Source organism: Chryseobacterium daecheongense, from assembly GCA_027920525.1.
GTDB classification, from domain to species: domain Bacteria; phylum Bacteroidota; class Bacteroidia; order Flavobacteriales; family Weeksellaceae; genus Chryseobacterium; species Chryseobacterium proteolyticum.
Genome location: CP115858.1, coordinates 3,464,105 through 3,477,949 on the forward strand (window position 1 = coordinate 3,464,105; position 13,845 = coordinate 3,477,949).

A 13,845-nucleotide genomic window follows, 5' to 3' on the forward strand; every position below is an offset into this window, starting at 1 on the left:
AGGGATGTCAAATATTGTATTATGTATTTTAATTCTACCTATAGTGTGAAAAATTCATTAAGAATTAACGATGGCTTAATGTATAATCTATTGAAAATGAGACTAAAAATAATCCCCCTTTACCATGTATAAAGGGGGATTACATTTGCCAAATTTATAATTATAATCAGTGTTTTTTTGTTCCTTTTATATTAGGCAAAAATGCGGTAATAATACCCATAAGAGGTAAAAAAGCACATATTTTAAATACATATTCTATGCTGGTGTCATCTGCTACCGCCCCCAGAACAGCAGATCCTATACCTCCCATTCCAAACATGAATCCGAAAAACAACCCGGCTACTAATCCGATTTTATCCGGCATAAGATCGGTAGCGTAAACCAGAATAGCAGAGAAAGCGGATGCAATGATCAATCCGATAAGAATTGCAAAAATAACTGTCCACATCAAAGAAAGATAAGGAAGACAAAGCGTGAAAGGAGCAGCACCCAAGATAGAAATCCAGATTATTTTCTTTCTGCCATATTTATCACCCAGTTTGCCACCAAGGATCGTTCCTACTGCAACTGCTGCAAGGAACATGAACAAATACAGCTGCGAATCCTTTACTGAAATATGAAACTTATCAATAAGGAAAAATGTGAAGTAATTGGTCATTGATGCCAGATAGATGTATTTAGAAAATACAAGGGCCAAAAGGATAGTAATTGAGAATATTACTTTTTTTCTTGAAAGATCTATGTGTACGACCATATCTGAATGTTTTACCGTCTTTCTTATGGATAGCCTTTCAGCATACCAGTTTCCAATTCTCCATAAAACAATAATACCAATGAAAGCAGCTATAGCAAATAGTCCCACATAACCCTGGCCTAAGGGAAGGACTATAAGTGCAACTAATAAGGGACCGATTGCACTTCCCGAGTTTCCTCCCACCTGAAATATAGACTGGGCCAGCCCTTTCTGGCCACCGGAAGCCAGTTGGGCAACCCGTGAAGCCTCAGGATGAAAAACGGAAGATCCCATTCCGATGAGTGCAACTGAAATGAGAATAACATAGTACTCATGTGCTGCCGCAAGGAGTAATAATCCTGCCATGGAAAGCGCCATACCTATAGCCAGTGACCTTGGATTAGGTTTTTTATCTGTGTATATACCAACAAAGGGCTGTAGAATAGATGCGGTAAGCTGGAACACCAGGGTAATAATACCAATCTGGGAAAATGATAGCTTAAACTCTCCCTTTAGAATGGGATACAAGGAAGGAATTGTAGATTGGATCAGGTCATTTAAAAAATGAGAAAAGCTGATCATAAAGAGAATGGGATAAACAATCTTATGGGTGTCAATTGTTTTTGTCTGTACAGTGTTCATAGAATAATAGTTTTAATTCATCTTGTCATCTGATGAATTTTAAGTTGTTAATAGAAAGTCTTTTTTATAATAGTTTGTGAATTATTTTTTCAGCAATAAGAGCCGCATTATCCGCATCTCTGTTCCTAATATATTCATAGAGTTCCGCATGCAATTTCTGTGAAATCCTGAATGCTTCAGTATTGTTTTTATGGCTGCTTTCAAAGACTCTGAGGACTTGTCTGCTCGCTATTTTATAAATTTCTTTCAGGAGTTTATTTCCACACGCTTCCGCTATGGATAAATGGAAATTGATATCAGCCTGGTAACATTCGAGTGCCATATTTTCTTCCGCAAACTTATTTCTCAGATCCAGATATTCTTTTATGGTTTTCAGTTGAGCTTCTGTATGATTGAGAGCTGCTTTTGCGGCAACTTTTGACTCCAGCAGAGATCGTACTTCTTCTACTTCTTCAATTTCTGCATTGCTCATCTGGATTTCCAGAGATTCCTGGACATTTTTTGAAACCACAAATGTACCGACACCTTGCTGTACACTTAATACACCTTTAATGGATAGTATTTTAATAGCCTCGCGAATACTCGAGCGTCCCACACCATATACTTTCATCAGTTCCGGCTCCGTAGGTAGCTGATCACCGATTGAATAAGTCTCATTGAGTATTCCTTCGGTGAGTCTTTCTGCAACTTCCTGAGCTAATGTCTTTTTTTGGATCTGTGTCATATACATCTTATCATCTGATGATTGCAAAGCTAGGACTTATAGTATATATTGCAAAGAGATATATAAATAAATTTTTAAAAATCCCGTCTTTATGAATGAGAGGGACTATAAAACAAAAAGCTGCAAACATTGTTTGCAGCTTTTGTAGCCCGTAGGGGAATCGAACCCCTCTTACCAGAATGAAAATCTGAGGTCCTAACCGATAGACGAACGGGCCATCTACCATTACACTAAGATGTCTTAATGTGTTAGATTTTTTGTTTTTATAAGTTTACAACTCTTATTAGTAGCCCGTAGGGGAATCGAACCCCTCTTACCAGAATGAAAATCTGAGGTCCTAACCGATAGACGAACGGGCCAACTATCCGTATTACGCTAATTTATTAACGTGCTTAGTTAATTTACTTTTCAAGTTAGCAGCCTTGTTTTTGTGGATAATATTTTTCTTAGCTAATTTATCCAACAAAGAGATAACCTTTGGCAATTGCTCTGCAGCAGCAGCTTTGTCTTCTTCATTTCTCAAAACCTTCATTGCTGTTCTAGCAGTTTTGTGGTAGTATCTGTTACGAACTTTTCTAACTTCGTTTTGTCTAATTCTCTTTAATGCTGATTTATGATTTGCCATATCGTTCAAATGTGAGTGCAAAAGTAAAAACTTTTTTTTTATCTGCCAAATTTATTTTTAAATAATTTCAATTTTCTTCAGATAAATATTTTCTCAGTTTGTCTATTGCTTGTTCTATTTTAAAATTTTCTTGTTCCTTATCTATTTTCTTGATAATATTTCCCAACATTATCATTGCGTTGTTCCATTCTCCAGTAGTATTGGTGAAAGTTAGTCCATCTATAGTTACTTCAAAGGCTACCCTCTCTCCATACCTGTAAAGTCTGAAACTTATCTTGTCATCTCTGCCTATTATCCCATCTTCATTAACTTTCAAGTCGTAACTTTTTGGGTTAGAGTGGATCTTCTTAAAAAGCAATGTTGCTTCTTGAATTTTTAAATCCGGCATGATATCAAATTTGGTAGCCTATAGGGGAATCGAACCCCTGTTGCAAGAATGAAAATCTTGAGTCCTAACCACTAGACGAATAGGCCAAATTTTGAGGTTGCAAAAGTAATAATTAACTTCTTAACTTCAAAATTATTTTTTACACTATCTGTAAACTTTTTGTATGATAGTATTCTTAATGCCCTTTGTCTCAAGCTCTTTCTGGATTTTCACAGCATCTTCCAATGTGTATACTTTTCCATAAGTGTAGTAGAAAACTCCACTTTCTTTATTCCTTTCCACGTCTTTCAGGGTCTGGAGAATAAATGAGTTACCATTTAATTTATCTCCTACATATACCTCTATCGTATAGTATCCGGTACTTAGTTTTTGGTTAGGCATAAATCCTACGGCAAATGCATTTTTGAATCCGGCATCTTTGGCTGTTCTAAGGTTAATATCTTTTACGGAAGCCATATTCGTTACTCCATAATAATATTTGTACAGTCCGTTTTCTTTGATAGGAAGAATGTAATTCAATCCTTTAAGAGCTGGATCTCCATCATTGTATTTAGTAGGGGAGCTCATTAGCAGAATTCTGAAATCATTTTTTAATGCAACTTCTACAGGTTTTTCTGGTTCAGGCTTTTTGGTTGCGATCATAGAAGGACCTCCTGACTTTCTGTCAATTGCTTTTTTATAATCGATAATCGCCTGATAGATACTTTCTGCAATCTCTTCCTGTCCTCTGTCCGAGGCTAAATAGTGACTTTCTTCTGCATGATTGATAAATCCGGTCTCAATAAGTACGGAAGGCATTGCATTCATACGAAGAACGTGCAGGTTCTTTTGGAAAACACCTCTTGAAAATCTTTTGTCTTTATTTACAAAGTTATCTTCTACCAATCCACCGAATAATAAGCTCGATTCGAGGTATTTGCTTTGCTGAAGCTTTAAGGCGATCAGAGATTCCGGAGAGCTGGCATCATAGGAACCAAAGGTCTGTCTGTCTTTTTCATCAAGAAAGATCACATCATTTTCCCTTTTGGCAACTTCCAGGTTGGTGTCATTTTGGTCGGGCCCCTGTACATAAGTTTCCGTTCCGTAAGCTGAAGATCTTTGTGCCGAGTTACAGTGTACCGAGATAAAAAGGTCAGCTTTGCTTCTGTTCGCGAGATTGGTTCTGTCGGAAAGAGAAGGATATTCGTCAAATTTGCGGGTATAGATTACTTTAAAGTCTTTATTTTTTTCAAGCATCCTTCCTAATTTTAGGACAACTGAAAGGGTTACATCTTTTTCAGCAAGAAGTCCAATATCACTATAAGTCCTCTTCGCCCCTGAATCACTGCCTCCATGTCCTGCATCTAAAACGATCGTAAATTTTTTTTGTGAAAAAATAAATTGGCTCAAAAGAATGAGGATAAATGATAAAATTATTTTAAATTTTTGTTTGTACATCTTACAGTTTTAAAAATTATATTAATTTTGAGCCTTAATTACATACAATAAAATTGGCCAAAACCGTCCTCAAAAATATATTACAAATTTTAATTATCCTAATTTTTAACAATTTTTTAGCACAGAAAACCCCTGAAAAATTGCCTAAAAATACGGTAATTAATGATACTATTTCCAAAAAGGATACCATTGTTGCAAAGAAGGAATCATTAGATGATGTTCTTATGACAAAAGCAGATAATATCCGGAGAGATTTCCCTAAAAAAATGATATACCTGAACCAAAAAGCTCAGGTAAAATATCAGGATATGCAGATTGATGCGGATTATATTTCTATTGATGAGCAGAAAAATCTGATCTATGCCCGTGGAAAGCAGGATTCTTTAGGAAAGAAGATTATAGAACCTGTACTTACTACCCAGGCCGGGAAAAAGTATGAGACGGATCAGTTCAATTATAATTATAAGACAAGACAGGCGATTGCCTATAATGCACGAACAGAAGAGAGTGAAGGGGTAATCATTGCCAATAAAACAAAAAAGTATAATGACTCTGTTTTTGCAATGAGACACGCATTATATACTACAGATGAGTATTTCCTGAAGAAAAAAGATACTGCTGCAGATTACCATTTGCTCGCTTCCAATATCAAACTGGTAAAAACCAAAGAAAAATCCCAGATTATTACAGGACCGATACAAATGTATATAGAGCAGGTGCCTACACCTCTAATTATGCCTTTTGCTATTTTACCGTTTTCCAGTAAAAGGTCTGCAGGTATCCTGATCCCCAGTTTCGGGGAAAGACAGGATGTAGGGTTTTTCCTGAATGGCATCGGATACTATCAGCCCATTGGAGACCATTTTGATATGAAAGTCCTTGCTGACATTTATACGAAAGGAAGCTGGAACGTGAGACCGGAAATGAACTATGTAAAGAAATACAGGTACTCGGGGAATTTCACCGCTGATATAGGAACGACCATCAGAGGAATTAAAGGATTGGACGATTATTCAAGAAGCAGTACATACAGGATTGCCTGGAGACATACGCAGGATACAAAAGCAAATCCGTTTCTTACATTTTCTGCATCGGTAGATATCGTAAGTAATAAATTCTATAATAATACCATCAACAATAACTATATATTCAATCAGAATGTATTGAATACACAGCAGAACTCGACGGTTACCGTGACTAAAAGGTTCTTAAAACTTCCTGCTACTGTTACGGCAACGGCATCGTATTCACAGAACTTTGCTACCGGATTGGCAGATCTTCGTTTGCCGCAAATGAACGTTGCAATCAATCAGTTTTATTTATTTAAATCAAAAACAGGAGTAAGACAAGGTCTTCTGGAAAATATTACGGTAAATACCGGATTAAATTTAACAAACTTTGTGACAACAAACGAAGGGGAGCTATTTACTAAGGCTATGTGGGATAAGCTTCAAACAGGTCTTACGAATAATATTACTTTAGGGACGAATACCACCGTTGCTAAATATTTTACCTTCAGTTTAGGAACTACAATTAATAATGCCCTGACAACAAAGACCCTTACCAGATATTATGATCCTTTAAGCAACAATTCCAATAAAGTGGTAGACCAGGTGAATAAGCAGATTGCAGGATATTCTTATTTTTCAAGTACAGCGAGTTTACAGACTACATTATACGGAATGCTTAATTTCAAAAAAGGATCTGCAATAGAAGCCATCAGGCATATGATGACCCCAAGTATCGGATTCACTTATTCTCCTGACTTCGGAAAACCTGGATTCGGGTACTATAAGAATTATTATGATGCCAACGGGGCTTTAACTCCTTATTCTATTTTTGACGGTGGGATTGTAGGATCGCCTACAAGTGGTATGCAAGGATCATTAGGTTTTAATATAGGGAATAACATTGAAATGAAGGTAAAGTCTAAGAAAGACTCTACAGGAGTGAAGAAAATAAAAATCTTCGAATCATTAAATCTTTCCGGAAGTTATAATTTTGCTGCTAAAGACCATCCATGGTCAATTTTCTCAATTAACGGACAATCTTCATTTTTTGAGAATAAATTAAGTGTTAATACCAGCCTGTCATTAGATCCATATAAAATTCTTTTTGTTCCGGGATCAGATACTGGTATCAGGACTGAACGTTTTGGGGGATTTAGTGTACAGGGGTTCAATATTCAGGTGTCATATCCTTTAAGCAGTGAGATCTTTGGAGCTAAAACAGATTATGCTAAAAAATACCAGTCTAAAGGAGAAATAAGAAATGAAAATTATTATTTCGATGATGATCATTATGCTCATTTTGATCAGGCATGGACTTTGAATGTTAATGCAAACTACGCTTATTCCAAAAACTTATCCAGATTTGGGACGAAAATTGCTTCAGTAGGATTGGATGGAAGTATTAAGCTTACTCCTTATTGGAACATTAACGGGAGTACACACTATGATATGATCACCAAACAGCTGGCATATACAAGGATAGGGTTCTCCAGGGATCAGCGAAGTTTTACGATTAATTTTAACTGGGTTCCTTTCGGACAATATAAGGTATATGACTTTTTTATAGGGATAAAAGCTAATATTTTGAGTGATGCACTTAAATATAAGGATAGAAGTTTTACCCAACCGAATGCACCTTTCTAATATAAGGTGGAGTTTTGAGAATAAATTTTATATTTGCACCCAAAATAAATTTTGCTGAATCCATTAAAGTCCCGGAAGAGGGATAAAGCAAATGGTGATAGTATAGATAAAAAAATAAATATCCACATATGAAACAAATAATCAACACAGTTAATGCTCCTGCAGCAATCGGACCTTACTCACAAGCAAATATGGCTAACGGAGTTTTATATATTTCAGGTCAGATTCCTGTAGATCCTGCAACAGGTAAATTGGTAGAAGGAATTGAGAAAGAAACTCATCAGGTAATGAAAAACCTTGAGGCAATTCTTACTGAAGCTGGGATGACTTTTAAAAACGTTGTAAAAGCGACAATATTTCTTAAGAGTATGGATGATTTTGCTGTGATGAATGATATTTATGCATCTTATCTGGATGCAGAAAGCTATCCGGCTCGTGAAACGGTACAGGTATCTTGCCTGCCTAAGAATGTTGATATTGAAATTTCGATGATTGCACATCAGGATTAATGAGCTTTATAAGAAATACATTTGCGGTGTTGGTAGGTCTTGGTATTGCAGGGCTTATTATTACTCTTGGTATAAGAGCTTTTCCGCAGTGGATTACTTTTGACGCTTTTGCCCCTTTTGAACACTGGCAAAGATTTCTGTACAGCATGAGAAATGACGGAGCCTTTTTTGGATTTCTGTTGTTTATTTCCGGTTTAGGAACAACAATAGGAGGTGTGGCAACCGCGATTATTGTAAAATATGCTAAAGTAGCCTATGCTATTCTCATTGGTTTTATCATGCTGTTCATAGCAATGCTGGATGTTATTATATTTCCTTACCATCCTACATTTTATAAAATTTCCATATTTCTTACCTTTTTCCCTTTCTCCTGGATCGGAGGTAAGATTGTAGAAGTTATTTATGAGAGGAATAAGAAAAAGAGGATTGCTGATAAAATGAATAAAACAAAATAAAAAAAACGCTGCATTTGCAGCGTTTTTTTATTTATAGTTTCTTTATTGATTAAGGCATTTTGAAACCTTTTGTATAGATTCTTCCATATTCATCCACAAACTTCACCTGAACATTTCCCTGATACTTGTCAAGGATCTTTTCAACATCTTTTTGTGAGTTTACAGGCTTACCGTTGATCTCTATAATGATATAGTTATCTACAACTCCTATTTTAGCCATTTCGCTTCCTTCTGATACGTTTTTAGCGATAACACCACTGTTTAGTCCGTAGCTGGTTTTAAAGGAGTCACTTAATGGCTCAAATTCAGATCCTATTTTTTCTGTAACGCTAAGGTCAGCCTTAGTTCTCGTAGAAGTTCCTCCTTTCTGGTCTTTTAAAGTAACCGTAGTCACATTTTCTTTACCGTTTCTCAGATAAGTAACCTGAACTTTATCACCAGGACGTTTGCTTCCTACCGCCATAGAAAGATCTGCAAAGTCTGTAATTAATGTTCCGTCTATTTTAGTGATGATATCTCCGTTTTTGATTCCTGCATTTTCAGCACCACTGTTGTCCGTAACTTCTGTAACATAAACTCCGGAACCTACTTTAACGTTGGCTTTTTTCTGCTTGTTGTACATAGCAACCTGCTGATCATCTGAAAGGTCTAAAGAAGCAACTCCTAAGAATCCTCTCTGTACAATTCCAAACTTTTTAATGTCCTCAACAATTTTTCTTGCCAGGTTAGAAGGGATTGCAAATCCATATCCCTGATAATAACCTGTGGTAGATTGAATGGCCGAATTGATCCCGATCAGGTCGCCATTGGCATTTACAAGGGCTCCTCCTGAATTTCCAGGGTTAATAGCAGCATCTGTCTGGATAAAACTTTCAATCGGATTACTTGCTTTTCCTTGTGATCCAAGAATGCCGATTCCTCTTCCTTTTGCAGAAATAATACCGGCAGTTACCGTAGAGTTCAACCCAAGCGGATTACCTACAGCAAGAACCCATTGCCCTACTTCAATGTTGTCTGAATTAGCAAAATTCAAATAGGGTAGTCCCTTTTCTTCTATCTTTAATAAGGAAATATCCGTATTAGGATCGGTTCCTACTAATGTAGCGATATATGACTTTTTATTGCTTAAAACAACTTCCAGTTTATTGGCACCTGCTACAACATGGTTGTTTGAAATGATATACCCGTCCGGAGAAATGATAACTCCTGAACCCATCCCTGAAGGCATGTTGTCCGGAATCTGTTGTTGTTTCTGTCTTTGTTGTCCGCCTCTTCCTCCAAAAGGATCTCCGAAGAAGAAATCAAATAAATCCTGCTCCGACGCTCTGCTTGAAGTCCTGGTCTGGTAATTTTTAATGGTAACTACAGCAGGAACTGTTGTTTTTGCAGCTTTTACAAAATCATCTCCTGTAGCTGCCGTATTCATTCCAGCGAAAGAAGTATTGGCAGATTTAGTAAAATAAGATTGGTCTCCGTTGTTGGCATTGTGACCGAAATATTGTATCGTGCCAACGGTAGTAGCTCCTGAGATAACTCCTACTACAGCAAATGGTAATAGTTTTTTTAAAGTACTCTTCATTGTATATCTTCTTTTATTTTTTATTAATTAATTCTGGTTTTACAGTAAACAAATTTAATGCTAAATAGGTGTGCAATTAGTGCAATGTGTTTCAACTTTAACTAAAATTTAACAGGAATACGGTATTTTTATGGTACTACTGATAATTGATGAAATCTCAATTAACGAAACTTAAAAATTTATTAAAGACAATATGACATATAGATGGTTGTATTGTCACAAAGGTTAAATTATCTGTATTTTCATACAACAAATTACCATATTTATTAATCTTTTTCTTCAGCACCATTAAAGATAGTGTTTTAAACCGAGAATAGGGCTAATAGAAAAAATGATTATCTTTGCAAAAATTTTTCTCACTTAAAACGTTTATAGCATGCAACTGTACAACACCTTAAGCGCAGAAGAAAGAGCTCAACTTATTGATGAAGCCGGTAAGGAACGTCTTACATTGTCTTTCTATGCGTATGCCAAAATTGAAGATCCCAAAAAATTTCGCGACGAATTATTTATAGCCTGGAATGCACTTGATGCTTTAGGGCGTATCTATGTTGCTCACGAAGGAATCAATGCTCAGATGAGCGTTCCTGCAGATCAGTTTGAGGCTTTCCGCGATACACTGGAGGTGTATGAATTTATGAAAGGAATTCGTTTGAACGTAGCTGTTGAGCAAGACAATCATTCTTTTTTAAAATTAACAATAAAGGTCAGACATAAAATCGTTGCCGATGGATTAAATGATGATACTTTTGACGTAACCAATAAAGGGGTTCACTTAAAAGCTCAGGAATTTAATAATATGCTTGAGGATCCTAACACCATTGTGGTTGATTTTAGGAACCATTATGAAAGTGAAGTCGGTCATTTTGAAGGGGCTATTACACCTGATGTGGAAAACTTCAGAGAAAGCTTACCGATTATCAACGAGCAATTACAGGATTTTAAAGAAGACAAAAACCTGTTGATGTATTGTACCGGCGGGATCCGTTGTGAAAAAGCCAGTGCTTATTTTAAACATCAGGGCTTTAAAAACGTGTTCCAGCTAGAAGGTGGAATTATTGAATATACCCGCCAGATAAAAGAGGAAGGAATACAAAGTAAATTCATCGGTAAGAACTTTGTATTTGACCACCGTTTAGGCGAAAGAATTACAGATGATATCATTTCACAGTGCCACCAGTGTGGAAAGCCTTGTGACAATCATACCAATTGTTCTAATGATGCGTGTCATCTACTCTTTATCCAATGTGATGAATGTAAAGCGGCAATGGAAAACTGCTGCTCTACAGAGTGTTTGGATATCATACATTTGCCAATGGAAGAACAGGTGAAATTAAGGAAAGGATTACAGGTAGGAAACAAGGTTTTCAGAAAAGGCAAATCCGATGCTTTGAAATTTAAGAATTCCGGTGATTTACCTGCTAAACCTTTAGCAAAAGCCGAAACCAAAGATATCCGCAAAAAAATAGCGGTTAAAAAAGTATTGATTGGGAAAGCAGAACATTATTATTCAAAATCAAAGATCGGACAATTCCTGATTGAAAATAAAGAACTTACCGTGGGTGACAAAGTATTGATTTCAGGGCCCACAACAGGTGAAAAGGAATTGACCATTACTGAGATTTATGTGAATGGAAGCTCAAGTGAAACGGCAAAAAAAGGAGATCAGATTACTTTTGAAATTCCTTTTAGAATTCGTTTGTCAGATAAATTATATAAGGTCGGACAACCTTCGGAAGGAGTATAACAAGAAGAGAAGTACAAATGCTAAAGTCCGAACTTAGAAAAGAATATATGCAAAAAAGAAAAACCTTGTCATCTGATGAGGTTTTCTTGTTATCTGAAGCGATTTTCAAAAATTTTGTTAATTTTTTTAAGCCATTCCCAGGTCAGAAGGTGCATATTTTTCTTCCTATTGCAAAGTTTAATGAGATCAATACTCAGATTTTTGTTGAGTATTTCTTAAACAGTGGCATTCGTGTTTTCGTCCCGAAAGTTGTTGATCAGAAGCTTATTTCAATTGAAATATTTAGAGACTCCCTGTTTGAAACCAGTTCCTGGGGGATTTCAGAGCCTGTTTCCAATCAGGATTCCGGCATAAAGGAATTTGACCTTGTGATAACCCCTGTTCTCTACTGCGATGGTTTAGGAAATAGGGTAGGATATGGAAAAGGTTTTTATGACAGCTTTTTTCAGGAACTTTACGGAAAACCAAAAAAAATCGGGGTGAATTACTTCAATCCCGATGAGATTATAGATGATATCTGGGAAAATGATATCCCTTTAGATTATTTGGTTACTCCTACTGAGGTACTGTCTTTCTTTACAGGAGAGGAATAGAATTTTAAAAAGTAAAATTTGAATTCTTTTTTGAATTTTATTGGTTTTGACATAAGGGTGTATTGAGCGTTTTTCTCAAAAGTTCCAAGTGATCTGTTCTTATCGTCGAAATACTCTACATTGAATTTTGCATAATCCAAAGTATCTTTTTTATAAAAGTCCTTATGTACTTCCAGGTTATTTACTTTCACGGATTTCACCTTTAAGCTGTCTAGTTCCCTGAAAAGATTTTTGAAGGTAAGGCTGTCCGGTTTGTGAAAATAGCTTTCCATCTGGGAGTAAATTACCGTATCAATTTCCGTATTTCTTTTTCCTGACAGGTATAATGTAGATAAGTCTAAAAGCTCCTGCACTTTCTGCTTGGTAATAGAATTAATAGCCTGCATACTGTCCATCTGAACTGCCGGATAGGTTTTTGTATTATTGCTGTTCCTCAATTTATCCAGATCACTTACCTCGCTTTTCTTATTGTTACAGGAAATAAAAGCTGTTATCAGTAATAAGGCAATTAAAAATTTATTTATTCTTTTCATCAGTATTTGCAATTTTAAATTTAATAGATATTATTTTACCCTTATCATCCTTTTTCATCTCAATCACCTTTAAATTTTTCAGGGATGTTGTAGGAGTCGTCACAAGGGTAATATATTTTTGTTTGTCTAAAGTTTCTATACCATACGTATCGTTGTCATATACCTGATAAATTACGGCACTGTTGCTGATTAAATTTTCTAACTGTTTTCTTTTTTGTTTGATCAGGGCAAATTGTTCTTCCGGATTTCCTCCCTTTACATCCTTGATAGAGAAGTAATAAGCCGCCATTTTATAATCATCCGGCTTCATTTCGATCATTTCCTCCTCAGGGGCGTTTTCCAGGCTTCTGTTAACAGTTAGAGGTTCGTAGAAAGGTGCCGTGATCTGCATTTTCAGAATTTTATCCTTCGTAGAATACCTGAAACATTCTCCCGGATTAATTTTAAACAGGATCGGGGATTCGTTTTCTTTAAATACTTTTATTTCTAAGGTATTGATTACTGCAACCCCTCTGTCTGCATCTGTGAAACAATATTTATATTCTTTGGAGAAAATTTCATCCTTAAAGCCTAAAACTCCGGTAATGATAATTAAAATAGAGGTTATCATGGCCCAGGCATTCTTTTTCATGAACTTTTTTTCCGGTTCAGGGGAAACCGTATCGGATAAAGTGTTGAAATTTTGATTTTGGTTAACTATTTGATTTTCAGTATTTGATTTTTGTAAATCAACATTTTCTTGCCCTTTTATAGGCGTTTTTTGTGGCTGATCATCATTTTTTGGAGTTGAAGGTAGCTGGTTGATCGTTTCTTCCAATTCCTGCAGTTCTTCATCGCTGAGATCTTTCTCATCCTGTAATAATTCTCCTGCAAAAAGATGTTGCTTTTTAAACTCGTACCATGAGTCGTATCCCGCATAAATACTCAATAAATTGAGCATGTCTATCCTAGGCAATTTTGTTACCGGTGAGTTCTTGAAATAAGTGTAAAATGATTTTTCGCTGATGTTTCCCTTCGCCTTTTTCCGAAGATCCTCCTGAAAATAGATAATATCAATCCCTTTCCATTTAGAAATATCATCATAGGAAGGAGTGTATTCTTCTAAATATTGAGCCTGTACATCCCTTTTCAGCTGCTCAAAGTGTAATAGATCTAAATCTGTCAAGTTTATATAAAGTGATTAAGTTATTGATTATCAGTTGTACTTATTTGTAAAATTGTTTTAC

13 protein-coding genes and 3 tRNA genes are annotated in these 13,845 nt (G+C 35.9%); 5 read left to right on the top strand and 11 right to left on the bottom strand.

Annotated features, from left to right (window positions below; genetic code table 11):
* Positions 1-166 precede the first annotated feature (166 nt).
* From PFY10_15335 to PFY10_15370, 8 genes are all read right to left on the bottom strand, one after another.
* Complete coding sequence (locus PFY10_15335; protein WBV55600.1) at positions 167-1,375, bottom strand: MFS transporter; 1,209 nt, start codon at positions 1,373-1,375, stop codon at positions 167-169.
* 64 nt (positions 1,376-1,439) lie between these two features.
* Positions 1,440-2,099, bottom strand: coding sequence for a FadR/GntR family transcriptional regulator (locus tag PFY10_15340; protein ID WBV55601.1), 660 nt, complete (start codon positions 2,097-2,099; stop codon positions 1,440-1,442).
* A gap of 145 nt (positions 2,100-2,244) precedes the next feature.
* Positions 2,245-2,316, bottom strand: a tRNA-Glu gene (locus PFY10_15345).
* 70 nt (positions 2,317-2,386) lie between these two features.
* Positions 2,387-2,458, bottom strand: a tRNA-Glu gene (locus tag PFY10_15350).
* 11 nt (positions 2,459-2,469) lie between these two features.
* Complete coding sequence (gene rpsT / locus PFY10_15355) at positions 2,470-2,724, bottom strand: 30S ribosomal protein S20 (protein ID WBV55602.1); 255 nt, start codon at positions 2,722-2,724, stop codon at positions 2,470-2,472.
* 67 nt (positions 2,725-2,791) lie between these two features.
* Positions 2,792-3,112: a hypothetical protein gene (locus PFY10_15360; GenBank protein WBV55603.1), complete on the bottom strand. Its 321-nt coding sequence runs from the start codon at positions 3,110-3,112 to the stop codon at positions 2,792-2,794.
* 11 nt (positions 3,113-3,123) lie between these two features.
* Positions 3,124-3,198: transfer RNA gene (locus PFY10_15365), tRNA-Glu, on the bottom strand.
* 58 nt (positions 3,199-3,256) lie between these two features.
* Complete coding sequence (locus PFY10_15370; GenBank protein ID WBV55604.1) at positions 3,257-4,549, bottom strand: N-acetylmuramoyl-L-alanine amidase; 1,293 nt, start codon at positions 4,547-4,549, stop codon at positions 3,257-3,259.
* Between the two features lie 53 nt (positions 4,550-4,602).
* Between PFY10_15370 and PFY10_15375 the strand changes: the two genes are divergently transcribed.
* The 3 genes from PFY10_15375 to PFY10_15385 all read left to right on the top strand — a co-directional run bounded on the left by PFY10_15375 (position 4,603) and on the right by PFY10_15385 (position 8,167).
* The gene (locus tag PFY10_15375; GenBank protein WBV55605.1) at positions 4,603-7,203 is read left to right on the top strand and encodes a putative LPS assembly protein LptD; all 2,601 of its coding nucleotides are present in this window, start codon (positions 4,603-4,605) and stop codon (positions 7,201-7,203) included.
* Between the two features lie 128 nt (positions 7,204-7,331).
* Positions 7,332-7,712, top strand: a complete 381-nt coding sequence (locus PFY10_15380; protein ID WBV55606.1) for a RidA family protein — start codon at positions 7,332-7,334, stop codon at positions 7,710-7,712.
* Positions 7,712-8,167: a hypothetical protein gene (locus PFY10_15385; protein ID WBV55607.1), complete on the top strand. Its 456-nt coding sequence runs from the start codon at positions 7,712-7,714 to the stop codon at positions 8,165-8,167. The genes PFY10_15380 and PFY10_15385 overlap by 1 nt, the downstream gene beginning before the upstream one ends.
* A gap of 49 nt (positions 8,168-8,216) precedes the next feature.
* On the opposite strand, the gene PFY10_15390 is transcribed toward PFY10_15385, so the two are convergent.
* Complete coding sequence (locus tag PFY10_15390) at positions 8,217-9,746, bottom strand: trypsin-like peptidase domain-containing protein (protein ID WBV55608.1); 1,530 nt, start codon at positions 9,744-9,746, stop codon at positions 8,217-8,219.
* 376 nt (positions 9,747-10,122) lie between these two features.
* Here PFY10_15390 and PFY10_15395 point away from each other — a divergent pair, with 376 nt between their 5' ends.
* A complete protein-coding gene (locus PFY10_15395) occupies positions 10,123-11,493 on the top strand; it encodes a rhodanese-related sulfurtransferase (protein ID WBV55609.1) in 1,371 nt (456 codons plus the stop codon).
* A 47-nt stretch (positions 11,494-11,540) separates the two neighbouring features.
* Entirely contained in the window at positions 11,541-12,086 is a 546-nt protein-coding gene (locus tag PFY10_15400; protein WBV55610.1) for a 5-formyltetrahydrofolate cyclo-ligase, read from the top strand.
* Here PFY10_15400 and PFY10_15405 read toward each other — a convergent pair.
* Both PFY10_15405 and PFY10_15410 read right to left on the bottom strand, forming a co-directional pair.
* Positions 12,035-12,619, bottom strand: a complete 585-nt coding sequence (locus tag PFY10_15405) for a hypothetical protein (GenBank protein WBV55611.1) — start codon at positions 12,617-12,619, stop codon at positions 12,035-12,037. The two genes, PFY10_15400 and PFY10_15405, sit on opposite strands and share 52 nt — an antisense overlap.
* Entirely contained in the window at positions 12,603-13,784 is a 1,182-nt protein-coding gene (locus tag PFY10_15410; protein WBV55612.1) for a hypothetical protein, read from the bottom strand. The genes PFY10_15405 and PFY10_15410 overlap by 17 nt, the downstream gene beginning before the upstream one ends.
* Between the last annotated feature and the right edge of the window lie 61 nt (positions 13,785-13,845).

Coding starts and splice junctions, on each gene's coding strand:
- PFY10_15335 (WBV55600.1), bottom strand. CDS start 1,375: ATGAACACTGTACAGACAAAAACAATTGACACCCATAAGATTGTTTAT.
- PFY10_15340 (WBV55601.1), bottom strand. CDS start 2,099: ATGACACAGATCCAAAAAAAGACATTAGCTCAGGAAGTTGCAGAAAGA.
- rpsT (WBV55602.1), bottom strand. CDS start 2,724: ATGGCAAATCATAAATCAGCATTAAAGAGAATTAGACAAAACGAAGTT.
- PFY10_15360 (WBV55603.1), bottom strand. CDS start 3,112: ATGCCGGATTTAAAAATTCAAGAAGCAACATTGCTTTTTAAGAAGATC.
- PFY10_15370 (WBV55604.1), bottom strand. CDS start 4,549: ATGTACAAACAAAAATTTAAAATAATTTTATCATTTATCCTCATTCTT.
- PFY10_15380 (WBV55606.1), top strand. CDS start 7,332: ATGAAACAAATAATCAACACAGTTAATGCTCCTGCAGCAATCGGACCT.
- PFY10_15385 (WBV55607.1), top strand. CDS start 7,712: ATGAGCTTTATAAGAAATACATTTGCGGTGTTGGTAGGTCTTGGTATT.
- PFY10_15390 (WBV55608.1), bottom strand. CDS start 9,746: ATGAAGAGTACTTTAAAAAAACTATTACCATTTGCTGTAGTAGGAGTT.
- PFY10_15395 (WBV55609.1), top strand. CDS start 10,123: ATGCAACTGTACAACACCTTAAGCGCAGAAGAAAGAGCTCAACTTATT.
- PFY10_15400 (WBV55610.1), top strand. CDS start 11,541: ATGCAAAAAAGAAAAACCTTGTCATCTGATGAGGTTTTCTTGTTATCT.
- PFY10_15405 (WBV55611.1), bottom strand. CDS start 12,619: ATGAAAAGAATAAATAAATTTTTAATTGCCTTATTACTGATAACAGCT.